Origin of the sequence: Cognatishimia sp. WU-CL00825 (assembly GCF_040364665.1) — a bacterium.
Lineage (GTDB): Bacteria > Pseudomonadota > Alphaproteobacteria > Rhodobacterales > Rhodobacteraceae > Cognatishimia.
On record NZ_BAABWX010000001.1, the window covers coordinates 227901 to 250305 of the forward strand.

Annotated in this window: 21 protein-coding genes; 13 read left to right on the forward strand and 8 right to left on the reverse strand. The window is 54.8% G+C overall.

Annotated features, from left to right (window positions below; all coding sequences use genetic code 11):
* Positions 1-3: 3 nt before the first annotated feature.
* Together ABXG94_RS01100 and arsJ are read left to right on the forward strand one after the other, a co-directional pair.
* Positions 4-1002, forward strand: coding sequence for an ArsJ-associated glyceraldehyde-3-phosphate dehydrogenase (locus ABXG94_RS01100; protein ID WP_353531804.1), 999 nt, complete (start codon positions 4-6; stop codon positions 1000-1002).
* Positions 1003-1033: 31 nt separating this feature from the next.
* Entirely contained in the window at positions 1034-2278 is a 1245-nt protein-coding gene (gene arsJ / locus ABXG94_RS01105; protein WP_353531805.1) for an organoarsenical effux MFS transporter ArsJ, read from the forward strand.
* On the opposite strand, the gene ABXG94_RS01110 is transcribed toward arsJ, so the two are convergent.
* Positions 2275-2706 (reverse strand): BLUF domain-containing protein, encoded by a 432-nt coding sequence (locus tag ABXG94_RS01110; protein WP_353531806.1) that lies wholly within the window; start codon positions 2704-2706, stop codon positions 2275-2277. The two genes, arsJ and ABXG94_RS01110, sit on opposite strands and share 4 nt — an antisense overlap.
* Before the next feature lie 89 nt (positions 2707-2795).
* On the opposite strand from ABXG94_RS01110, the gene ABXG94_RS01115 reads away from it, so the two are divergent.
* Positions 2796-3041, forward strand: coding sequence for a hypothetical protein (locus ABXG94_RS01115; protein ID WP_353531807.1), 246 nt, complete (start codon positions 2796-2798; stop codon positions 3039-3041).
* Positions 3042-3074: 33 nt separating this feature from the next.
* Positions 3075-4889: a translation elongation factor 4 gene (lepA, locus tag ABXG94_RS01120; RefSeq protein ID WP_353531808.1), complete on the forward strand. Its 1815-nt coding sequence runs from the start codon at positions 3075-3077 to the stop codon at positions 4887-4889.
* Between the two features lie 150 nt (positions 4890-5039).
* Here lepA and ABXG94_RS01125 read toward each other — a convergent pair whose 3' ends face one another.
* Positions 5040-5801, reverse strand: a complete 762-nt coding sequence (locus ABXG94_RS01125) for an alpha/beta fold hydrolase (RefSeq protein ID WP_353531809.1) — start codon at positions 5799-5801, stop codon at positions 5040-5042.
* Positions 5802-5874: 73 nt separating this feature from the next.
* Between ABXG94_RS01125 and ABXG94_RS01130 the strand changes: the two genes are divergently transcribed.
* A complete protein-coding gene (locus tag ABXG94_RS01130) occupies positions 5875-6249 on the forward strand; it encodes a hypothetical protein (RefSeq protein ID WP_353531810.1) in 375 nt (124 codons plus the stop codon).
* 5 nt (positions 6250-6254) lie between these two features.
* On the opposite strand, the gene ABXG94_RS01135 is transcribed toward ABXG94_RS01130, so the two are convergent.
* Both ABXG94_RS01135 and glyA read right to left on the reverse strand, forming a co-directional pair.
* The gene (locus tag ABXG94_RS01135; RefSeq protein ID WP_353531811.1) at positions 6255-7094 is read right to left on the reverse strand and encodes a DUF817 domain-containing protein; all 840 of its coding nucleotides are present in this window, start codon (positions 7092-7094) and stop codon (positions 6255-6257) included.
* 137 nt (positions 7095-7231) lie between these two features.
* Positions 7232-8527, reverse strand: coding sequence for a serine hydroxymethyltransferase (glyA, locus tag ABXG94_RS01140; protein ID WP_353531812.1), 1296 nt, complete (start codon positions 8525-8527; stop codon positions 7232-7234).
* A gap of 178 nt (positions 8528-8705) precedes the next feature.
* Here glyA and ABXG94_RS01145 point away from each other — a divergent pair, with 178 nt between their 5' ends.
* Complete coding sequence (locus tag ABXG94_RS01145) at positions 8706-9467, forward strand: NAD kinase (RefSeq protein WP_353531813.1); 762 nt, start codon at positions 8706-8708, stop codon at positions 9465-9467.
* 54 nt (positions 9468-9521) lie between these two features.
* Here ABXG94_RS01145 and ABXG94_RS01150 read toward each other — a convergent pair whose 3' ends face one another.
* From ABXG94_RS01150 to ABXG94_RS01160, 3 genes are all read right to left on the reverse strand, one after another.
* On the reverse strand, positions 9522-9728 hold the full coding sequence (locus ABXG94_RS01150) for a cold-shock protein (protein WP_353531814.1): 207 nt from the start codon (positions 9726-9728) through the stop codon (positions 9522-9524).
* Between the two features lie 158 nt (positions 9729-9886).
* Positions 9887-11779, reverse strand: a complete 1893-nt coding sequence (locus ABXG94_RS01155) for a propionyl-CoA synthetase (RefSeq protein WP_353531815.1) — start codon at positions 11777-11779, stop codon at positions 9887-9889.
* A gap of 266 nt (positions 11780-12045) precedes the next feature.
* Positions 12046-14325, reverse strand: a complete 2280-nt coding sequence (locus ABXG94_RS01160) for an NADP-dependent malic enzyme (RefSeq protein WP_353531816.1) — start codon at positions 14323-14325, stop codon at positions 12046-12048.
* A gap of 331 nt (positions 14326-14656) precedes the next feature.
* Here ABXG94_RS01160 and ABXG94_RS01165 point away from each other — a divergent pair, with 331 nt between their 5' ends.
* The 6 genes from ABXG94_RS01165 to ABXG94_RS01190 all read left to right on the forward strand — a co-directional run bounded on the left by ABXG94_RS01165 (position 14657) and on the right by ABXG94_RS01190 (position 20533).
* Positions 14657-15049 carry a cytidine deaminase gene (locus ABXG94_RS01165; protein WP_353531817.1) on the forward strand — a complete coding sequence of 131 codons (393 nt, stop codon included), beginning with the start codon at positions 14657-14659 and terminating at the stop codon, positions 15047-15049.
* Positions 15050-16357, forward strand: a complete 1308-nt coding sequence (locus ABXG94_RS01170) for a thymidine phosphorylase (protein WP_353531818.1) — start codon at positions 15050-15052, stop codon at positions 16355-16357.
* The gene (locus tag ABXG94_RS01175) at positions 16354-17568 is read left to right on the forward strand and encodes a phosphopentomutase (RefSeq protein ID WP_353531819.1); all 1215 of its coding nucleotides are present in this window, start codon (positions 16354-16356) and stop codon (positions 17566-17568) included. The genes ABXG94_RS01170 and ABXG94_RS01175 overlap by 4 nt, the downstream gene beginning before the upstream one ends.
* Positions 17565-18551, forward strand: a complete 987-nt coding sequence (locus ABXG94_RS01180; protein WP_353531820.1) for an adenosine deaminase — start codon at positions 17565-17567, stop codon at positions 18549-18551. Before ABXG94_RS01175 ends, ABXG94_RS01180 begins: the two co-directional genes overlap by 4 nt.
* Entirely contained in the window at positions 18548-19180 is a 633-nt protein-coding gene (gene upp, locus ABXG94_RS01185) for a uracil phosphoribosyltransferase (RefSeq protein ID WP_353531821.1), read from the forward strand. The genes ABXG94_RS01180 and upp overlap by 4 nt, the downstream gene beginning before the upstream one ends.
* Positions 19181-19246: 66 nt before the next feature.
* On the forward strand, positions 19247-20533 hold the full coding sequence (locus ABXG94_RS01190; protein ID WP_353531822.1) for an SPOR domain-containing protein: 1287 nt from the start codon (positions 19247-19249) through the stop codon (positions 20531-20533).
* A 72-nt stretch (positions 20534-20605) separates the two neighbouring features.
* Here ABXG94_RS01190 and ABXG94_RS01195 read toward each other — a convergent pair whose 3' ends face one another.
* Positions 20606-21616, reverse strand: coding sequence for a hypothetical protein (locus tag ABXG94_RS01195; protein WP_353531823.1), 1011 nt, complete (start codon positions 21614-21616; stop codon positions 20606-20608).
* A 102-nt stretch (positions 21617-21718) separates the two neighbouring features.
* Here ABXG94_RS01195 and ABXG94_RS01200 point away from each other — a divergent pair, with 102 nt between their 5' ends.
* Complete coding sequence (locus ABXG94_RS01200) at positions 21719-22363, forward strand: sulfotransferase family 2 domain-containing protein (protein ID WP_353531824.1); 645 nt, start codon at positions 21719-21721, stop codon at positions 22361-22363.
* The last annotated feature ends 42 nt before the right edge of the window (positions 22364-22405 follow it).

Here is a 22405-nt window from a genome sequence, read left to right on the forward strand (position 1 = left end):
CACATGACACAATTCGCAATCAATGGCCTGGGCCGCATGGGGAAACTGGTTCTGCGCCGCCTGTTTGATATGGGTCTTGGTACCCAAATCAGCTTGATCAACGATCCTTTTGGCGACATCGCAACCCACGCGCTGTTGATCGAATTTGACACCGTGCATGGCACATGGAAGGCCGAGGTCAGCCATGATGAAACCTCCATCACCATCAACGGCCACCGCATAAAATTCACTCAAGAAAAGTCCCCCGCCGCGCTGCCCCTGAAAGACATCGACCTTGTGGTTGAATGCTCTGGTCAATTCAAAACCGCAGAAACACTACAGCCTTATTTTGAGGCCGGCGTTAAAAAAGTTGTCATCTCTGCCCCAGTGAAAATCGAAGGTGCGGCCAATATCGTCTATGGCGTCAACCACGATACCTATACTGACCAAACCATCGTCACCGCGGCCAGCTGCACCACCAACTGCATCGCCCCGGTGGTCAAGGTCTTCCACGAAACCTTTGGCATCCAGCAAGCGTCCTTCACCACCATTCATGATGTGACCAACACCCAAACCATCGTCGACAAAGCCCACAAAGACCCGCGCCGCGCCCGTTCTGCTCTGAATTCGCTGATCCCAACCACAACAGGGTCTGCCAAGGCCGTCATCCAGATTTTCCCCGAGCTTGAGGGCAAAATTAACGGCCATGCTGTGCGCGTGCCGCTGCTGAACGCTTCCCTGACCGACATCGTATTTGACGTTGCGCGGGATGTCACAGAGGCCGAAGTCAACGCCGCCTTGCAAAAAGCCAGCGAAACCAACCTTAAAGACATCCTTGGCTTTGAAACCCGCCCTTTGGTCAGCTGCGACTACACAAATGACGACCGCTCTACCATCGTTGACGCGCCCTCGACCATGGTTGTGAACAAGCGCCAGGTGAAAATCTATGCGTGGTATGACAACGAATGGGGCTATGTCAGCCGATTGGCCGACATCACTGATATGGTTGCAAAATCCATATAATGCACTGAAAATAAACAGAGATATGTCAGATATGACCGACCAAAAGCCAAACGGTCTTGCAGCTTATGTCACCGTCACAGCGGCCTATTGGGCCTTTATGTTGACCGACGGGGCCCTGCGGATGCTGGTGCTTTTGCACTTTCACACCCTCGGCTTTTCCGCCGTGCAACTGGCCTATCTCTTTTTGCTTTATGAACTCATGGGCGTCATCACCAACCTGTCCGCCGGCTGGATTGCCGCCCGCTTTGGCCTGACAACCACGCTTTATGCGGGTCTTGCTATTCAAATCGCTGCGCTTTTGGCACTGGCACAACTCGATCCGGATTGGCCGCTTGCGACCTCTGTCCTCTTTGTGATGTCTGTGCAGGGCCTGTCAGGCATCGCCAAAGACCTGTCCAAGATGTCGGCCAAATCCGCAGTCAAATTGCTGGCCCCCAAAGGAAACGGCGGCTTGTTTCGCTGGGTCGCCATCCTGACCGGGTCCAAAAACGCGGTCAAAGGCCTGGGCTTTTTACTTGGCGCGGCTTTGCTGGCCACAGCCGGGTTTCAAACCGCCATCTGGGCCATGGCCGCGGTGCTTGCAGTGATCTTGACGGGCACAATGGTTTTCATGCCCTCCGGTCTGCCCCAGGGCAAGAAATCCGTCAAATTCAACCAGGTCTGGTCCAAAGACCGCAATATCAACCGGCTGAGTTTGGCGCGCATGTTTCTGTTTGGCGCGCGCGACGTTTGGTTTGTGGTCGGAATTCCGATCTATTTTTACGCAGTTTTGTCCGATGGCACGCCGTCAGGCGACCGCACCGCGTTTTTCACCATCGGCACCTTTATGGCCGTCTGGATTATTCTATATGGGTTTGTGCAAAGCCTCGCGCCAAAAATCCTGAACGCCAGCCAGAAATCCACAGTTGAAATCAGCCAGGCCGCCACCCGTTGGGTTGCCATTCTTACACTGATCCCAGCCGCGCTTGCCGCCATTGTGGCGCTAGGTCTGCCAAATCTTACACCCGTCTTGGTGATGGGCCTGTTGATTTTTGGCTTTGTTTTCGCCGTCAACAGCGCGGTGCACAGCTACTTGATATTGGCTTTCACCAGCGACGAGCGCGTCACAATGGACGTTGGCTTTTACTATATGTCCAACGCGGCTGGCCGTCTTTTGGGCACGTTTTTGTCGGGTCTAAGCTACCAAGCCGGTGGCCTGCCGCTGTGTCTGGCCACCGCCGCGATGATGGCAGGCGCATCCACACTCGCCGCCCGGCAGCTTACGCGCCAAGCCTAGTGCACCCGCAGGGCTTCTTTGAAGGTTTCCAGAAATCCGGACGTCACCGCATCTTTGTTCAATTGCTGCCCCCTTTGGCCGGTGAATAGATCCCGCAGGTCAACAAAGGCGGTATTTGTGGGTTTGTTTTCAGCATCCGCCGGTACAAATGCCATGGAATATCTATCAAAAATCCGGTCCGGCACGTCCTCTGCCAGCACCAGCAATACGCTGTGATGCATGGGGCTTTGGCAAATGCGATCAAAACAGGCATCAACTTTTGCGCGATCCCCTTCCAGAACTTGAATAATCGTATGATCGTGATACGCCGCAACGCCCGTAATATTGTCCCGTTCATTGTTGCGGCGCGCCGCGATCATCAGCGCCTCAAGATCGGCGTCTCGCAGGGCACCGCTAGATGTACTCATATAAATCAATCGAAAAATCATGCTGTCGCCTCAATGGGTTTTAATAATCCGCGACGAAGTCTTAACATGAGACTTGCACATAGCATTGATCAAGATCAATTTTGGGCTGAATGCAGCACCCAAAAACCCCGTTAGAGGCGAATGCGCCCAACTCTAGATGCCACAACCATTCTGCGCCCGTCGCGGGTCTGGGCTTTAACCCGGCGCAGGCCGCGACCCAGCCACGCGACAGACCCAACACGCTGCAAGATCACCGGCACCCAAAGCGTCGCTTTTCGGCCCCTCTGACCATGGATAACGCGTATTCGTTAAAAATCTTTCACCAAGCTGGCTTGATCAAACGCAGTGTTGCTTGACTGTTGCGTGTTTCCCCGTAATACGCTGACGTTATGACAAAGCTTTCGAAAATCCGCAATTTCTCCATCGTTGCTCACATCGATCACGGTAAATCCACGCTTGCTGACCGCCTCATCCAAGAGACGGGCACAGTCAAAGATCGTGACATGAAAGAACAGCTGCTGGACAGCATGGATATCGAACGCGAACGCGGCATCACCATCAAGGCCAACACCGTGCGCATCGATTATAAAGCGCAGGATGGCGACACCTATGTGCTCAACCTGATTGACACCCCCGGCCACGTCGACTTCGCTTACGAAGTCTCCCGCTCTATGCGTGCGGTCGAAGGCTCTCTGTTGGTGGTCGATAGCACCCAGGGCGTCGAAGCCCAGACCCTGGCCAACGTGTACCAAGCCATTGATGCCGATCATGAAATTGTGCCGGTGCTGAACAAAATTGACCTGCCAGCCTCTGACTGCGACCGCGTTGCCGAACAGATCGAAGATGTTATTGGCATTGACGCCACCGGTGCCATTCAGGTTTCTGCCAAGACCGGGCAGGGCATTGTTGAAACGCTCGAAGCCATTGTCAAAGATCTGCCAGCCCCAAAGGGTGACCGCGATGCACCGCTTAAGGCGATGCTGGTGGATTCGTGGTATGACGCGTATCTTGGCGTCATCGTCTTGGTGCGCATTATGGACGGCACCCTGAAAAAGGGTCAGCGCGTGAAATTCATGTCCAATGACACGCTGCACCACGTGGACCGCATCGGCGTTTTCCGCCCTGAAATGGAAATGATTGACGAGCTTGGTCCGGGCGAAATCGGCTTTTTGACCGCCTCAATCAAACAGGTGCGCGACACCCGTGTTGGTGACACCATCACCAACGACCGCAATGGTGTAACGCAGGCTTTGCCGGGCTTTAAACCGGCGCAACCGGTTGTGTTCTGCGGTCTTTTTCCGGTTGATAGCTCTGAATTCGAAGATCTTCGCGACGCCATCGACAAATTGGCATTAAATGATGCCTCCTTTAGCTTTGAAATGGAAACCTCTGCCGCCTTGGGCTTTGGTTTCCGTTGTGGTTTCCTGGGTCTTTTGCACCTCGAAGTGATCCGCGACCGCATTGAACGCGAATATAACATCGAGCTGATCACCACGGCCCCATCGGTGATCTATCACATCTATATGAAGGCCAAAGAAGGCGAAGAGCCACAAAAAATAGAGCTGCACAACCCGGCCGACATGCCCGACATGTCCAAAGTCGATCACCTGCAGGAACCCCGCATCAAAGCCACCATTCTGGTGCCCGACGAATACTTGGGCGACGTGCTGAAGCTGTGTCAGGACCGCCGCGGCATCCAAGAAGACCTGACCTATGCTGGCACCCGCGCGATGGTGGTCTATGACCTGCCGTTGAACGAAGTGGTGTTTGATTTCTATGATCGCCTGAAATCGGTAACAAAAGGTTACGCGAGCTTTGATTATCAAATGATGGGCTATCGTCAGGATAATCTGGTGAAAATGTCTGTGCTGGTGAACGACGAACCGGTGGATGCGCTCTCGACCATGGTGCACCGGGATCGCGCCGAACAACGCGGCCGCGCCATGTGTGAAAAGCTCAAGGATCTGATCCCGCGTCACATGTTCAAGATCCCGATCCAAGCGGCTATTGGTGGCAAAGTCATCGCCCGCGAAACCCTGTCAGCCCTGCGCAAAGACGTGACCGCCAAATGTTATGGCGGCGACGCAACCCGTAAGAAAAAGCTGCTGGAAAAACAAAAGGCGGGTAAGAAAAAGATGCGCCAATTCGGCCGCGTCGACATCCCGCAAGAAGCGTTTATTTCAGCGCTTAAAATGGACGATTGATCGTAGGGCGGGGTTTCACCCCGCCTTTTCTCTGTCAGCAAACGCATCATGTGGTTTGGCGGGCTGGTACATCGTCATGCCTAACGACATGAATTGCCAAGAGCCCCCCGAATCGTACGATTCAACGCCCGAAACGTACAAATTGTACAATTAACGCTTCATCCAGGCATCGACCGTTGCGATGAATTCTGCGGGCTTTTCGGCATGCAGCCAGTGACCAGCGCCCGAAATCTTAACGAATGCGGCCTTTGGGAACAAATCGCGGATTTTGGGGCGGTGATCTGGCAGAACGTAATCCGAATTTCCGCCCGACAAGAACAGGGTCGGGGCCTGAAACACACCCGTCACATCTTGGGGAAAGCCCATGATTTTGGGCATCTCGGCCTCCAGCACATCCAAATTCAACCGCCAGGTTTTTGATTTCAAATCAAGCGATTGGGTGAAAAAGCTGCGCAGTGTCGCGTCGTCAACGCCTGCAGCCTCAAGCATGGCCAGTGCGTCAGAGCGTTTCTCTACCCGGTCCAGATCCACCGCGCGCATGGCGTGGATAAACGGCAGCTGTGTGTGTGTGTAAGCCACTGGCGCGATGTCGGCCACGATCAGGCGGTTCACCAGTGCTGAACGCTGTGTGGCCAACAGCATCGCCGCCTTGCCCCCCATCGAATGCCCCATCACATCTGCTGGCCCAATCTGCTGCAAGACCTCGGCCAGGTCACCTGCAAGGTCATGATAGGAATGGCTATTTTTGTGGGGGCTTTCACCGTGGTTGCGGTTGTCGACGGTAAAAACCTGGCGGTGCTCTGACAGTTTTTTGGCCACCACTCCCCAATTTCTGGCAGAACCATAAAGCCCGTGCACAATCAGCAAAGGTAAACGGTCGGTCGGGGTGCCATGAGAGATCATATTCAACATGCGGCTTTGATAGCACATCGACCCTATTGAGCAAGCGCAGCATCGTGATAGAATGTCGCGGGGGAATAGCTAAGTGATTGCGCATAATGAATTAAATTCGGATCTGAAAAAGATTCAGCGGCTGATACACCGCAAGTTTGGCATCGATTCCGATGACTTGCCCAAGGCAATGCGCAAAATCGGCAGGCGCTTGCCAAAATCGGCGCATAAAAACGCTAAAATTCTACACACTTCGCTGCAAAAAACAGCACATCCCAAGCTGATCATGCAGGTCAATCAGGTTGAAACACTGACCGCTGTCGAGGCGCTGTTAACCACGTTGCAAGCCTATGATCCCAAAGAGCGTCGCTGGGGGCTGATCCTGAACACGCTGGCCAGCATGGCATTTAACCTATTGTTGGTGTTCGGAATTTTTGTCGTGGTGCTGGTGTGGCGGGGCTACCTTTAGGCAGGTCAAACCGGTTCTGCAGCCCGGCGCTGCATGACGTCGCGGGTGACAAGTGTTACCGATACAAAGCTGACATATAGCAACAGATACCACGAGCCGAGTTTTGCTAGGCTGACCCATTGGTCTGGCGTTTGGCCACGGTACAGCCATGTCGCGGAAATTGTACCAACGTTTTCTGCTAACCACATGAAAAGACTAGACAACAATGCGGCCGCTGGCAGGGGCCATCCGTAAAACTTCTGCCCGATCCGAAACAAAATCCGGGTGCGGAAAAACACCAGAAGCGTTGCGACAAACAAGATCCAGCGCAGGTCAGGCAGAAAATGATGTGTGAAAAAGTTTATGTAAATCGCGCTGGCCAAAAGCAACGTCATCCAAAACGGTGGATACTGGGTGAACCGCATATCAAATAATCGAATGACACGTGCAAGATAGCTGCCGACAGACGCATACATGAACCCGGAAAAAAGCGGCACATTCAACAACTTAAGATATCCCTCCTCGGGATAGTGCCAGCTGCCCGCGTTGACTTTGAACACTTCCATCACGGTAGCGATCAGATGGAATAACAAGATCACCTTGGCCTCTTGGAAGGTTTCCAGCTTGAAAACCAACATGATGATTTGCCAGCCAACAGCCCAAATAACCAATGCGTCATACCGCGCAACTGCCCAATCTGCTTGCCAGATTTGGCTGCTGAAATAGATGCCAAACAGCAATATGATAGAATAGATACTGGCCCAGGCCTGTTTGATCCAAAAGACAATGAATTCCATCAATGCCGCCGGTAGGTGGGCGCGCATCCAGTCGCCAATGCGGCGTTCTATGTCTTGGGTCGTGGTCATGTAATCACTTGGCCGTCTAAGTCAGGAAATGTCCAGCGGTTCGGCAAAAAAATGCTGAAGCGTCACTGTAAGGTATTGAAAATAATAAATAAATAACGCCGCCCAAAGGGGCGGCGCTGTTGTGTAATGTGCCCGGCTTACAGGTTAGAGTACAGTGGGAAGCGACCGCAAAGCTCTGCCACTTCCGCTTTGACCTTCGCTTCGACCTCGGCGTTGCCCTCTTCGCCATTTGCGGCCAAGCCTTCGACAACTTCGATGATCAAATCGGCGATTTTGCGGAATTCTACTTCGCCAAAGCCGCGGGTTGTGCCCGCAGGAGTGCCCAAACGAATACCCGATGTGACCATGGGTTTTTCTGGGTCAAACGGAATGCCGTTTTTGTTGGTGGTGATATGGGCACGCCCCAGGGCCTTTTCGGTTGCATTGCCTTTCACGCCTTTGGGACGCAGGTCAACCAGCATCACATGGGTGTCGGTGCCGCCGGTCACGATGTCCAGGCCGCCTTTCATCAACTGGTCTGCCAGTGCAACAGCATTGGCACGAACTTGCTTTTGATAGGATTTGAATTCCGGGCGCAGCGCCTCGCCAAAGGCAACTGCCTTGGCTGCGATCACATGCATCAATGGACCACCTTGAATGCCTGGGAAGATCGCGGAATTGACCTTTTTCGCTATGTCAGGGTTGTTGGTCAGGATCATGCCGCCACGTGGGCCGCGCAGGGTTTTATGCGTGGTTGTGGTTGCAATATCAGCATAGGGGAAGGGCGAGGGGTGCTCGCCAGCGGCGACCAGACCAGCAAAATGCGCCATGTCGACCATCAGATAGGCACCAACGCTGTCGGCAATTTCGCGGAACTTTGCAAAATCAATCTGACGTGGAATGGCAGAGCCACCGGCGATGATCAGTTTAGGCTGATGTTCGGTTGCCAGCGCTTGCACTTGGTCATAATCAATTAGATTGTCCTGTTGACGCACGCCGTATTGGATGGCGTTGAACCATTTGCCAGATTGGTTTGGCGCGGCACCATGGGTCAAATGTCCGCCAGAGGCCAGGTTCATGCCAAGAATGGTGTCGCCTGGTTTGATCAGCGATTGAAAGGCACCTTGGTTGGCCTGCGACCCTGAATTTGGCTGAACATTGGCAAACTCACAGCCAAACAGTTGCTTGGCCCGGTCAATGGCCAGGTTTTCAGCGACATCCACATATTGGCAACCGCCATAATAGCGACGACCTGGATAGCCCTCTGCATATTTGTTTGTCAGAACAGAGCCCTGCGCTTCCATAACGGCCGCAGATACGATGTTTTCAGAGGCGATCAGTTCGATCTCGTCGCGCTGGCGACCCAGTTCGTCGGTGATCGAGCCGAAAAGCTCTGGGTCACGAGAAGAAAGAGACTCGGTGAAAAATCCTGCGTCGCGGGTAGGGGCGTTCATTTGCTGTGCTCCAGAAGTGAGTGAATTTGCGTGTTTCCTAAAGGAAACTTTTTCAAATTGGAAGATCATAAACGACATCCTTTGGCAAAACATGGTCAGAAGTCTGGCGTGTCAGATAAACTTGTGTTTCTTTCGGAACCACATGTCGGCCTTTGGAAACAGGAAACAGTAAAAACCCATGATGGAAAGAATCGCTTTTCTGGCGTCTGATGCCCCAACAGCCCAAACCGCGCGCGCTGCCTTGATTGGTCGCTACGGCGATATTGCGCCCCAAAAGGCCAAAGTCATTGTCGCTTTGGGCGGGGATGGCTTTATGCTGCAAACCCTGCATGGCACCCAGGAACTGGGCCTGCCTGTCTATGGGATGAACCGTGGCACGGTTGGCTTTTTAATGAATGAGTATAATGAAAGCGATTTGCTGGATCGCCTCGCCGATGCCGAAGAGGAAGTGATCAATCCGCTGTCGATGAACGCCACCTGTGCCAACGGGAAAAATCACAAAGCGCTGGCGATCAACGAAGTCTCGATGCTGCGTCAGGGGCCTCAGGCTGCCAAGCTGCGTATTTGGATCGACGGGCGGCTGCGCATGGATGAATTGGTTTGCGACGGGGCCTTATTGTCGACCCCGGCAGGGTCCACAGCCTATAACTATTCCGCGCATGGGCCGATCCTGCCAATTGGGTCAGATGTCCTGGCTTTGACCGCCATCGCGCCATTTCGCCCACGGCGTTGGCGCGGTGCATTGGTGCAAAAACAATCGCTGGTGCGGGTCGAAGTCATGAACCCTGAAAAACGCCCTGTAATGGCGGATGCCGACAGTCGTTCGGTGCGCGATGTGGTCAGCGTGGAAATCCGCTCGGACCCCTCTGTGCAGCATCGCATCTTGTTTGATCCGGGCCATGGCCTAGAAGAACGCTTAATTCGCGAACAGTTTGTGTAACGAAAAACGGGCGCTAAAAAGCGCCCGTTTTCCAATTCACTGCAACAAGAGGGCTTACGCCAGCTCGATGTTACCTGCAGATTCGCGACCGTCGCGACCAGCTTCCAGATCGTAAGTTACTTTCTGGTTGTCGTTCAGGCCTTCAAGACCTGCGTTCTGAACGGCGCGGATGTGTACAAATACATCTTTGCCGCCATCTTCTGGTGCAATAAAGCCGTAGCCTTTGTCGGAATTAAACCATTTTACGGTGCCTGAAGCCATGTCCGTATCTCCAATTTTGTGGCTCGCCGCATCATGCAGCAAGTCCTAGGGCGTCTGTGCAGAATCGAATGCGTGGTCGCCATAGGCAGAGACAGGTAAACGATAGAAGGCACGTCGTGCGTGGTCCATTTGCCATGGGCCAAAAGCTTTGTAAAGGATTATGAGCCGCCGTAGCCGATAGAATTTAGGGCGATGGTAATTTCGTCCAAAATCGCCGGATCATCAATGGTTGCAGGCATTTTCCAGTCTTTTCCATCTGCAATTGCCACCATTGTTCCGCGCAAAATCTTGCCAGAGCGCGTCTTGGGCAAGCGATCAACTACCACGGCCTGTTTAAAGGCTGCAACGGGTCCAATCTGCTCGCGCACGCGCTTCACAACTTCAGAAATCACTTCAGCCGGCTCACGATCAACACCTGCATTCAGGCACAGAAAGCCCACCGGAGATTGCCCTTTTAAGGCATCAGACACCCCGATAACCGCACATTCGGCCACATCTTTGTGGCCCGCCAAAACTTCTTCCATCGCGCCGGTCGACAGGCGGTGACCTGCAACATTGATCACGTCATCAGTGCGGGCCATGATATAAAGATAGCCGTCTGTATCCTTCATGCCCGCATCCCCGGTCTCATAATATCCCGGAAAATTTGTCAGATAGGAACTGCGAAACCGATCTTCGGCATGCCAGAGGTTGGGTAAGGTCCCAGGCGGCAAAGGCAGTTTGATAGCAATAGCACCAAGCTCTCCATCCGCCACCGGGTGGCCTGCATCATCCAGAATGTCGACGTCATAACCCGGCATCGGCACCGCGGGCGATCCAAGTTTCACGGGCAGCGCTTCGATGCCCAGCGGGTTTGCAGCAATGGCCCAGCCAGTTTCGGTTTGCCACCAGTGGTCAATCACCGGCACATCAAGATGATCCTGCGCCCAGGTGATGGTGTCAGGATCTGCGCGTTCGCCAGCCAGATACACTTGTTTGAGGCAACTCAGATCATAATCTTTGATCAACTGGCCTTCGGGGTCCTCGCGTTTGACAGCACGAAACGCAGTGGGGGCCGTAAAGAACGAGGTGACATTATGCTCGGATATCACCCGCCAAAAGGTGCCGGCATCGGGCGTGCCAACGGGTTTGCCCTCAAACACCACCGTGGTGTTGCCATGAATAAGCGGCCCATAACAAATATAGGAATGGCCAACGACCCAGCCTACATCCGAAGCGGCCCAAAACACGTCGCCTGGCTTAACGTTATAGATCGCCTCCATTGTCCAATTCAAAGCCACCAATTGCCCGGCGGTGTGACGAATGACCCCCTTGGGCTGGCCGGTGGTGCCTGACGTATACAATATATAAGCAGGGTGGTTGCCCGCGACAGGCACGCAGTCTGTTGGCGCTGAAGCCGCAACCAATTGCGCCCAATCTACATCGCGCCCGGCGATCATTGGGGCAACCTCTTGCGAGCGTTGCAAAATAACGCAAAAATCCGGCTTGTGACTTGCCATTTCGATGGCACCGTCCAACAGGGGTTTGTATTTTATCACCCGTCCAGGCTCTAATCCGCAAGACGCTGCGATGATGGCTTTTGGCTGAGCGTCGTCAATCCGCACGGCCAACTCATTGGCGGCAAATCCACCAAAGACCACCGAATGCACTGCGCCAATACGGGCACAGGCCAACATTGCTTCCAATGCTTGCGGCACCATGGGCATGTAAATCAGAACGCGGTCGCCCTTTTCTACACCTTGGGCTTTCAACCCCCCAGCCAAGCGCGCCACGCTGTCTTGCAATTCTGCAAAGCTGATCCTGCGCTGACTGTCAGTCATCGGGCTGTCATAGATAATGGCGATTTCTGCGCCTTTGCCAGCGGCGACATGTCGGTCCACAGCGTTCCAGCAGGTATTGACCTGCGCATCTGCAAACCATTCGTATAAATCTTCGCCCGTTTGCGACAATGCTTTGCTGGGGGCTTGATCCCAGTCAATCGCTTGCGCGGCCTGCATCCAAAACCCCTCGGGGTCCTGTTTCCACTGGGCATAAACCTCTTGATACGACATGGCAGCTCCTCTTCTGACCCTTTAAGGTGTAGAAGGTAAAGCGCGGACCTGTAAAGAGTTGCGGGATTACAGGCCATAAAACGTGGCAAAACTTAGCAAAATTGTAGTAAAATGAATTGCAAACTATTGCAAACTAGGCGCTTTTTAACGAAACTTTGCAGTGTTTGCAAAATTTACAAAATCTTGACGACTCAGGGTGCCGATCTTGTAAATTTTGTAAAAATCACCCGTGAATCGGGCGATTTTTACTTTTCCTCTGAAACCGCTTAGCCGTATTGGCTGACAGGTGTTCCTGATATGGCGGCCATGTTCAGCAAGCCCCGCGCCGTGACCGAAGGCGTCACGATATGGGCGCGATTGCCCATGCCCATCAAAATCGGTCCAACCGCCAGCGCATCTGCTTTCATTTTCAGAATATTGCGGGTTGCCGAGGCCGCATCTGCATGGCCGAAAATCAGCACATTGGCCGGTCCACTCAAACGATTAGATGGCAGCAAGCGCGCGCATAGCTCTGGGTCAAGCGCGGCATCAACATTCATTTCGCCTTCGTATTCAAAGTCGGTCTCTGTTGCGTCCAGCAAAGCAATGGCATCGCGCAGGCGTTTGCCCGACCCTTCGCTCTGATTGCCAAATTGCGACTGCGAGCAAAAGGCAACCCGGGGTTCCACGCCAAAGCGCCGCGCGTGGCGTGCAGCCCCCTGGGCCACCATCGCCAGCTGTTCCGGAGAGGGCAGGGACCATACATGGGTATCTGCTATAAACAGCGGCCCATCTTCCATGATCATCAGCGACAACGCCCCATGTGGCGCATGCTCTGCATCCCCCAAGACCTGCGAGACATATTCCAAATGCCACCTGAATTCGCCAAAGGTGCCGCAAATCAAACTGTCGGCTTCGCCGCGATGCACCATGGTTGCGCCAATCGCTGTGGTGTTGGTCCGCATGATGGCCCGTGCAATATCCGGCGTTGCGCCTTTGCGCGCCATCAAACCGTAATAGGTCTGCCAATAATCCCGATACCGTGGGTCGTTTTCCGGGTTCACCAAGTCAAAGTCGCGCTGGGGTCGGATGGTCAGGCCCAATCGTTCACAACGACGCTCAACCACATCAGGACGGCCAATTAAAATGGGCTTTTCGGTGGTTTCCTCCAAAATTGCCTGTGCCGCGCGCAACACGCGCTCATCTTCACCTTCACTAAAGACAATACGTCGCGAAACCGACCGTGCCGCTTCAAACACCGGGCGCATCAACAGGGCTGACTTAAACACCGATTGCTCAAGCGTCTTCTTATAGGCTTCCATATCGGCAATCGGCCGTTTGGCCACGCCGCTTTCCATCGCGGCCTGGGCAACTGCAGCAGACACAATGCCGACCAATCGAGGGTCAAATGGCTTTGGAATAAGATAATCCGCCCCAAACGTCAGCTGTTCACCCTTATAGGCCGCCGCCGCTTCTGCCGAGGTTGTTTCGCGCGCCAATTTGGCAATGCCCTCGACACAGGCAATTTTCATCTGGTCATTGATTTCTGTTGCCCCAACATCCAGCGCGCCGCGAAAGATGAACGGGAAACACAAAACGTTATTCACCTGATTTGGGAAATCGCTCCGGCCCGTTGCGATAATCGCATCTGGCGCGACCGTGCGTGCCAGCTCTGGCATGATTTCCGGATTGGGGTTAGCCAAGGCAAACAGGATAGGTTGCGACGTCATTTTCGCCACCATTTCCGGCTTCAGAACGTTTGGTCCTGACAGGCCCAGGAACATATCGGCACCTTCAATCACCTGATCAAGCGTGCGCAAATCGGAGGCCTGCGCATAGGCCGCCTTTTGCGGGTTCATATCCTCGGCGCGGCCCTCATAGACCAAACCATGAATGTCACACAGCCAGATATTTTCGCGCTTGACCCCAAGCTTGACCAGCATGTTCAAGCAGGCGATGCCCGCAGCGCCGCCGCCGGTTGACACAATCTTAATGTCTTCAAACGATTTGTTGGCCACGCGCAGCGCGTTGGTCGCCGCTGCACCAACCACAATCGCCGTGCCATGTTGATCGTCGTGAAAAACCGGAATGTTCATGCGCTCGCGGCACAGTTGCTCGACCACAAAACAATCAGGTGCCTTGATGTCTTCTAGGTTGATCGCCCCAAAAGTTGGCCCCAATGCACAGACAATATCAGCCAATTTTTCCGGATCGGTCTCATCAACTTCGATATCAAAACAATCAATATTGGCGAATTTTTTGAATAAAACCGCTTTGCCTTCCATCACAGGCTTTGACGCCAGCGCGCCAATGTTACCCAAACCAAGCACCGCGGTGCCGTTGGACACAACCGCCACCAAGTTGCCGCGCGAGGTATAGCGCGCAGCATTCTCGGCATCTGATTTGATTTCCAAACAGGCTTCGGCAACGCCGGGTGAATAGGCCAGTGACAGATCTCGCCCGTTGGCCAGGGGTTTGATGGCCCGCACTTCAAGCTTACCGGGTTTGGGGTGTTCATGATAATCCAAAGCCGCCTGGCGCAATGTTTCTTGTTTTTCGTCTGACATGCCCTAGTCCCCTACCGTGTATTGTTTAGAGTTAAACTATTTTTTCAAAAATGAGAATAGCCATTTATTTGTGCTTCAGATTTCTTGCCATAGGCTTGCATCTTGCACTTTGATCAGAAACAAAAACACCCCCATCAACCGCAAGATCGTTGCATTCGTTTGGCAGAGCTTCATTGTAAAGCAATCGGCGCGGGCTTTGAGTTGTGTTTTTTGACCGATAAGTTAAAAATACGTGCTTTCAGCGTCGAATCTTGTGGCGCTGGCCGCAGGGCGTCGATGCAATTTTTTTTGGTGCGTGCTTGGTTTGCGTGTGGTTTGAAAGGAAACAAAGATGACATTGAAAGACAAAGCGCTTTCCGTACGTGAAAACGCCTATGCCCCCTATTCAAATTTCAAAGTCGGCGCGGCCATCACCGCTGCGAACGGCGAGATTTTTGTTGGGTGCAATGTCGAAAATGTTGCTTATCCCGAGGGCACCTGCGCCGAAGCCGGTGCCATTGCCGCAATGGTTGCTGCAGGTCAGTCCAGATTGACCAAAGTTTTTGTTGTGGCGGATGCGCCGCTGCCGGTTTCACCCTGCGGAGGCTGTCGGCAAAAGCTAATCGAATTTGGCGACGGCGACGTTCAGGTCACAATGGCCACCATAAACGGTGTCGAAAAAAACATGACGCTCGCCGAATTGATGCCGGGTGCCTTTACCGAGCAGCATCTGGAGAATACCTAAATGGATGCACGTGCGATTATCGCCAAACTGCGTCAGGGCTATGAACCCGAAGCCGCAGAACTGGCATGGTTTGCGCAGGGTCTGGCCGATCAATCAGTCAGCGATGCACAGGCCGGGGCCTTTGCAATGGCCGTGTGTCTGAGTGGGCTGACCGAACAATCCCGTGCCGATCTGACCCTGGCGATGCGCGATAGCGGTGACCGTTTGCAATGGAACCTTGATGGGCCAGTCTTAGACAAACACTCAACAGGTGGCATTGGCGATTGTGTGTCGCTGGTTCTGGCCCCAACTTTGGCGGCCTGCGGGGCTTATGTTCCGATGATTTCTGGCCGAGGTCTGGGTCACACTGGCGGCACATTGGACAAGCTGGAAAGCATTCCGGGCATGCGCGTTGATCTGTCAGAGCGCCGGTTTCGCGCCACCATCGCAGCGGCTGGCTGTGCAATTGTCAGCGCATCCGCCAATATCGCGCCAGCGGACAAACGACTTTATGCCATTCGCGATGTGACGGCGACGGTTGAAAGCCTCGATCTGATCACCGCCTCTATCCTTTCCAAAAAACTGGCCGCTGGTCTGGATCATCTGGTGCTGGACGTTAAAGCAGGCAGCGGTGCCTTTATGAAATCCACCGAGGATGCGCGCGCATTGGCACAATCCTTGGTGCGCACCGCCAATCTGGCCGGCTGCGCGACATCGGCCTTTGTGACCGATATGAACCAACCCCTCGCCGCAGCGCTTGGCAATGCTTTGGAAATTGGCGAAGTGATGCAGGTGCTGTGCAATGGGGCCGCAGGGCGTCTGGCCGAACTCAGCACCATCTTGGGGGGCAATCTGCTGGCCAATGCGGGGCTTGCCAAAGACGCCAAAACGGGCGAACGCCTGTTTCAGGCCGCACTTACTGATGGGCGCGCCGCCGAGGCCTTTGGCAAAATGATCTTTGCACAGGGTGGGCCGGTGGCGTTTGCTGACAATTGGCAGCGGTTCTTGCCCGAGGCGACCGTGATCCGCGAAGTCACCGCACCCAAAAGCGGCTTTGTCACTGCCATTGACGGAGAGGCCCTTGGCTTGGCAGTGGTCGCCCTAGGCGGTGGACGCCAGGTCGAAAGCGATGTGGTGGATCCGTCGGTTGGTTTCTCTGATATTGTACCCTTGGGTCAGAAAGTGACCAAAGGACAGCCGTTGTTGCGGGTGCACGCCGCGCGCGAAGATGCCGCCACCCAAGCCGAACAGGCCGCCATAGGCTCAATCACTATTGGGCCCAAAGCGCCGCAGGTTCTGCCCCTGATATTAGATCGGATTACACCATGAGCCGCGCGTTTCTTGTTGTCATGGATTCCGTCGGCTGTGGCGGCGCACCAGACGCGGATCGGTTCTTTAATGGATCGCTGCCAGACACCGGTGCCAACACGCTTGGCCATATCGCCCAAGCCTGTGCCGAGGGCCAAGCTGAAGACGGCCGCAGCGGTCCGCTTAAGCTGCCCAATCTGGATGCGCTTGGTTTAGGGGCCGCAACGCGACTGGCCTCAGCTGAACCAACACCGGGTTTGACAATCACGCCAACAGGGCGCTGGGGCTCTGCGATCGAACGTTCCATTGGCAAAGACACTCCGTCTGGGCATTGGGAACTCGCGGGCCTGCCTGTGCCATGGGACTGGAGCTATTTCCCAGACAGCCGCCCGGCCTTCCCCGAAGATTTGGTCAAGAAAATCACCGCCGCTGCCGGCATCGACGGCATCTTAGGGAATTGCCACGCCTCTGGCACAGAAATCATCGCCGAAATGGGGGCGTTGCATATGCAGATTGGCTTTCCAATCTGCTACACCTCTGCGGACAGCGTGTTGCAAGTGGCCGCACATGAACACAGCTTTGGACTGGATCGCCTGCTCAGCATGTGCGAAACCATCGCGCCGATTTTGCATGACATGAAAGTTGGGCGCGTAATTGCCCGGCCCTTTGTTGGCGACGCCAAAAATGGCTTTAGGCGCACGCCAAATCGCAAAGACTTTGCCATCACGCCTCCCAGCCCGATCCTCACCAATTGGGTGCAGGATGCAGGGCAACAAGTCTATGCACTGGGTAAAATCGGCGACATCTTTTCGATGCAAGGCATTGATGAGATCCACAAAGGGCCAGATGCGATATTGATGCAGCACCTGCATGACCTTGCCGATACCGCTGTGAATGGCAGCCTGACCTTTGCAAATTTTGTCGAATTTGACAGCCTTTATGGCCATCGTCGCGACATCTCTGGCTATGCCCGAGCGCTGGAATGGTTTGACGCTGAAATCGGCGCGCTCTTGCCCAAATTGCGGGCCGACGATCTGCTGATCATCACCGCAGACCACGGCAATGATCCCAGCTGGCCCGGCACCGATCACACCCGCGAACAAGTGCCCGTTCTGTGCCATGGCGTGGGTCCCGGCGAAATCGGGAAAATCGAGTTTTCAGATGTGGCCGCCTCTGTGGCCCATCACCTAGGGGTGCCCGCACAGGGGCCCGGAAGGAGCTTTCTTAAATGAACGTCGCAGACCTGCCCAAAGTTGAACTTCATTTGCACCACGAAGGCGCGGCTCCGCCAGCGTTTGTACGCCAGCTGGCGCAGGAAAAAAGCGTGGATATTTCCAAGGTTTTTAATGCGCAGGGCGGTTATGCTTTCAATGATTTTGTGCATTTTCTTTCGGTCTACGAACAGGCCACATCCGTGCTTAAAACCCCGGAGGACTACGGGCGTTTGACCACTGCGGTGCTTGAAGAAAGCGCTGCAAATGGCGTGGTGTACACCGAAAGCTTCATTTCGCCTGACTTTTGCGGTGGCGGCGATCTGGGCGCGTGGAAGGAATATTTGCACGCCATCCAAGACGCTGCTGACAAAGCAGAGGCCGCGCATGGCATTATCCTGCGGGCTGTTGTGACCTGTGTGCGCCATTTTGGGCCGGAAAAAGCCAAGGCCAGCGCGCTTTGTGCGGCTGAAACTGCCGGTGACTGGGTTGTAGGCTTTGGCATGGGCGGCGACGAAGGGCAGGGCCGTCAAGGCGACTTTGCCTATAGCTATGACATGGCGCGCGAAGCAGGACTGCGTCTTACCTCTCACGCCGGTGAATTTGGTGGCCCTGACAGCGTCCGCGACGCTATTCGCGATCTGGGGGTCGAACGCATCGGCCACGGCGTGCGTGCCATCGAAGATCCCGAGTTGGTGCAAGAGTTGATTGATCGCGACATCACCCTCGAGGTCTGCCCCGGCTCTAACGTGGTGCTTGGCGTGTTCCCAGACTTCGCCGCCCATCCCATCGAACGCTTGCGCAGCGCTGGTGTGAAAGTCACCGTGTCTACCGACGATCCCCCGTTTTTTGCCACAACAATGCGCCGTGAATATCAGATGCTGAACCAAGCCTTTGGCTATGATGCCGATATTTTTCACACCCTGAACACCACAGCCGCGCATGCGGCGTTTTGCAATGATGAAACCCGTGCGCGGGTTCTAAAAGCACTGGAAACCACATGACTGACCATCTGACTGTTGTGAACCACCCTTTGGTGCAACACAAACTGACCCTGATGCGCAAAACCACAACCTCGACCTCAGAATTTCGCCAACTGCTGCGCGAAATCAGCCAATTGTTGGCCTATGAGGTGACGCGCGAATTGCCCCTAACCTCGGCGCGTATCACAACCCCGATGCAAGAGATGGATGCGCCGGTTCTGGCCGGTCGCAAGTTGGCTTTGGTCTCTATTTTGCGCGCAGGCAACGGGCTTTTGGACGGGATGCTAGAGTTGATCCCATCAGCGCGCGTTGGGTTTGTTGGCCTGTACCGTGACGAAGAAACCCTGCAGCCTGTGCAGTATTATTTCAAAGTGCCAACCCAAATGGACAAACGGTTGGTGATCGCGGTGGACCCGATGCTGGCGACTGGCAATTCCTCGGTAGCTGCCATTGATTTGCTGAAAGAAAGCGGTGCCAAAGACATACGCTTTTTGTGCCTTCTGGCGGCCCCCGAAGGCGTGGCGCGCATGAAGGAAGCCCATCCAGACGTCCAGATTGTAACCGCATCTTTGGACGAGCGCCTAAACGAGCAAGGCTATATCGTTCCAGGGCTAGGTGACGCGGGTGACCGCATGTTTGGCACAAAATAGCTCTATGCCTGCTTTACTCATATAGGGTTTTGCGGCTAGTGTGTCCCCATATCTTGTGGGGGCACGATGCAGTTAACCAGGACCATAGCGATCGCTTTGATTGCCAGTATTGCAAGCTTAGGCACGGTCGATGCCCAAAGCCTGCGCAAAGACGGCACGCCGTCAGAGTTTCCACCCGCGTCTTTTTCGGGCAAACAATTTGTCGATAGTCGGGGCTGCGTGTTTATACGCGCCGGTATTGATGGCGCTGTCACCTGGGTGCCACGTGTTGCCCGAGATCGCAAAATGATTTGTGGGTTCAAGCCGACCTTCGCCAGTGGCACCGGGGGCGCAACCTCTGCGCAGCCAAGTGAAACCGTGGTGCAGATCGTGCCAAACGCGGCCCCTGTGTCTGCGCCGGTGAAAACCGCAAAACCCGTCAAAATCGCAAAGCCCAAAAAGGCAGCGCCCGTCCGGGTGGTCGCGGCCCCAAAGCCGCGCGCATTGCCTAAGATGGCCAAGGCCAAGCCTGCTGCCAAACCGGCCTATAAAGCAACAAAAGTCGCAAAGGTTGCGCCTCAGCCCGCCGTCACGGTGCCCACACCTGCATCGCATCAGACTGCAATTTGCGGTAATATCAGCGCTCAAAGCGCGAAATACCTAAGCCACCCCACCGCTAAAGTACGGTGCGGGTCGCAAGTTCAGGCGGCCAATACCGCTATTGCGGGCAAACCGGTGATGCAACGCAGGATTGGCGCACAGCCGCGTCGGGTGGTCTCTGCACATGCGGATCAAACCCATGCTGTCGCCCCGATCAAGCCGCGCCGCGGTCAGGTTGTGGTTCAAGGGCAGGTCAGCCCACACACCCGAGTGGTGCCGCGCCACGTTTATGAAAGCCGCTTTTATACGCTGGATGTTGTAAAGCCGCCGCGCGGCTATACGACGGTCTGGAAAGATGATCGTCTGAATCCGCGCCGCGCCGAACAAACCTTTGCTGGCAAGGCCCAGATGGAACAGATTTGGTGGCATGGCACACCGCGCTGGCCACGTTGGGGCACCGCCATTGAACCGGTGGCTACACAGCCGGTCAAAACCAAAGTTGTGGTTGGATCCAAAGGCGCACCGGCCCAGAAAACCATGCGTTTGGGGCATAATGCCTTTGTGCAGGTCGCGACCTATGCCTCGCAAAAAGACGCGCAAGCCGTGGCCCGTCGGGTGCGCGCTTTGGGGCTTCCGGTCCGCATCGGCAAGGTCAATCGCAATGGCCAAACTTTGCGGATGGTTTTAGCAGGCCCATTTGGCGACTCTGGCAGCGCGCAATCCGCTTTGAGCCGCGCGCATTCAGCAGGTTTCGGCAACGCCCGCATCCGTTAGGCCCGCAGAGCAAATGAAAAACCCCGGTGAAAAGCTTTGCTTTCCCGGGGTTTAGCATGTCTGCAAAATGGCTCAGTTGGTGCAGATTTCCTGCAAGGCCACCCAATCCCCATCCCCAAGCACTGGCGCAACTTGCCCAAGCACTGCATCCGCTTCGATCAGATCAAGCGTGGTTTCGCCAGACACATCTTGGGCATAGCCATAGGGGGCCGCCACAAGCTGAAGGTCCGAAAAATGCCGCAACATCTGATCCAGCTCAACCGCAGCAGGGGATTCAGACACCAGCGCCTCGGCATAGCCGCGCAGGGTCTTATCGGTCAATTGACCGGTTGTCAGCAGGCGAAAACTTGCGGCGATACCACCAGAACTTAGCAGTTTTTCCAAAGGGTCCAGCGCCGCAGCGCGCACGGTTTCAGCGGCCAAATAACCCGCCGCAACAGCCGGGTCTTCGTGGTCTTCCAATATGGTGCGCGACATGACAATTGCCCCGCCCGGCAGCGCCGCCGTATGGCGAATACCATCAGGCACCACAATGATTTCGCGCACATTAACCCGTTTGGCCAAGGTTTTTAACGCCGCATCCGCCGCTGGCTCGTGGCAAGGCAATCCCGTCACGCTTTGCAAATGCGCTACGATATCTTGTCCAATCACCACGCGATTGATCTGTGGCACAACCTTGGTCACGTGACTGCGCAAGGCACCGGGCAGCCAGAATATCCCCAGGGCAACCACCGCCGCTATCGAACCTGTCAACGCCACCCCACGCAACCGCCCCGGACGCGGCGTGGTTTTGTGAATGGCCTTTTGCAGCTTTTCAATCGCGGCGATCATTTCGGTTTCATCGCCGGCAATTTCCAAGGTTTCCTCGGGGCTTCCAACGGGGTGATACAGCGCTGGGGTCACGCCAGGGTTGGCACGATGGACAGCTGGCAGCGACCAATGGGCCAACGGGCGCTCTTGCATGTCGGTCACCACCAAAGTGGCATCACCAACAGCCACAATCACCTCGCGGCGCTGCGCCTCTGTGGTCTCACGCCACAGGCCCGAAGCCTCGAGCCGTTGATATTTGTTTAGGGCGACCATATGCGCTGCTGCTCTTTGTTCTTTTGCCCAAAAACTACACCGAAAAACCGGCTTTCGCAATCAGCGCTGGTCACCTCATCCTGGGGTCGATAAGCTCTGACCATGATCATCTCTCGCGGTCGCAAATCGCTCTTTGTGCATATTCCCAAAACTGGCGGTACAGCGTTGGCCTTGGCGCTAGAAGCGCGCGCGATGAAAGACGACATCATGACCGGTGACACGCCCAAGGCATTGAAACGGCGGCGTCGGCTGAAGGACGTGCAGACCTCGGGGCGGCTTTGGAAACACTCAGGTCTGGCAGACATAGAAGGACTGGTGAGCGCGCAGGAAATCCAAGATTTCTTCACGTTCACGCTGGTGCGCAACCCCTGGGATCGGGCCGTCAGCTATTATCATTGGTTGCGTGGCCAAAGTTTTGATCACGCCGCTGTCATGCTGTCTAAGGTTTTGACCTTCAACGAATTTATTGCACATCCGCAAACCCAAACCAGTTTTCGCGCCAACCCTTATCACCGCTACATGACCATGCGCTCGGGCCTCGAAAAATGTGACCTTTATATTCGCCTGGAACATTTTGCGGATGATGCCCAGCCCCTGTTTCAGCATCTGGGCTTCAGCTTGGAACTAGCCCGCATAAACAGCTCGGAACGTGACCCGGATTACCGCCGGTACTATTGCGAAGAAAGCGCTGCCATCGTGGCAGAATGCAGTGCTGCTGACATTAAGAAATTCGGCTACAGCTATTAAAAACCCGGCGCGGTGGCCGGGTTCCTGTTTTTCATACGCGCG

Coding starts and splice junctions, on each gene's coding strand:
- ABXG94_RS01190 (WP_353531822.1), top strand. CDS start 19,247: ATGCAGTTAACCAGGACCATAGCGATCGCTTTGATTGCCAGTATTGCA.
- ABXG94_RS01195 (WP_353531823.1), bottom strand. CDS start 21,616: ATGGTCGCCCTAAACAAATATCAACGGCTCGAGGCTTCGGGCCTGTGG.
- ABXG94_RS01110 (WP_353531806.1), bottom strand. CDS start 2,706: ATGATTTTTCGATTGATTTATATGAGTACATCTAGCGGTGCCCTGCGA.
- ABXG94_RS01165 (WP_353531817.1), top strand. CDS start 14,657: ATGACATTGAAAGACAAAGCGCTTTCCGTACGTGAAAACGCCTATGCC.
- ABXG94_RS01100 (WP_353531804.1), top strand. CDS start 4: ATGACACAATTCGCAATCAATGGCCTGGGCCGCATGGGGAAACTGGTT.
- ABXG94_RS01145 (WP_353531813.1), top strand. CDS start 8,706: ATGATGGAAAGAATCGCTTTTCTGGCGTCTGATGCCCCAACAGCCCAA.
- upp (WP_353531821.1), top strand. CDS start 18,548: ATGACTGACCATCTGACTGTTGTGAACCACCCTTTGGTGCAACACAAA.
- ABXG94_RS01175 (WP_353531819.1), top strand. CDS start 16,354: ATGAGCCGCGCGTTTCTTGTTGTCATGGATTCCGTCGGCTGTGGCGGC.
- ABXG94_RS01150 (WP_353531814.1), bottom strand. CDS start 9,728: ATGGCTTCAGGCACCGTAAAATGGTTTAATTCCGACAAAGGCTACGGC.
- lepA (WP_353531808.1), top strand. CDS start 3,075: ATGACAAAGCTTTCGAAAATCCGCAATTTCTCCATCGTTGCTCACATC.
- ABXG94_RS01180 (WP_353531820.1), top strand. CDS start 17,565: ATGAACGTCGCAGACCTGCCCAAAGTTGAACTTCATTTGCACCACGAA.
- arsJ (WP_353531805.1), top strand. CDS start 1,034: ATGACCGACCAAAAGCCAAACGGTCTTGCAGCTTATGTCACCGTCACA.
- ABXG94_RS01200 (WP_353531824.1), top strand. CDS start 21,719: ATGATCATCTCTCGCGGTCGCAAATCGCTCTTTGTGCATATTCCCAAA.
- ABXG94_RS01160 (WP_353531816.1), bottom strand. CDS start 14,325: ATGTCAGACGAAAAACAAGAAACATTGCGCCAGGCGGCTTTGGATTAT.
- ABXG94_RS01115 (WP_353531807.1), top strand. CDS start 2,796: ATGCAGCACCCAAAAACCCCGTTAGAGGCGAATGCGCCCAACTCTAGA.
- glyA (WP_353531812.1), bottom strand. CDS start 8,527: ATGAACGCCCCTACCCGCGACGCAGGATTTTTCACCGAGTCTCTTTCT.
- ABXG94_RS01155 (WP_353531815.1), bottom strand. CDS start 11,779: ATGTCGTATCAAGAGGTTTATGCCCAGTGGAAACAGGACCCCGAGGGG.
- ABXG94_RS01170 (WP_353531818.1), top strand. CDS start 15,050: ATGGATGCACGTGCGATTATCGCCAAACTGCGTCAGGGCTATGAACCC.
- ABXG94_RS01135 (WP_353531811.1), bottom strand. CDS start 7,094: ATGACCACGACCCAAGACATAGAACGCCGCATTGGCGACTGGATGCGC.
- ABXG94_RS01125 (WP_353531809.1), bottom strand. CDS start 5,801: ATGTTGAATATGATCTCTCATGGCACCCCGACCGACCGTTTACCTTTG.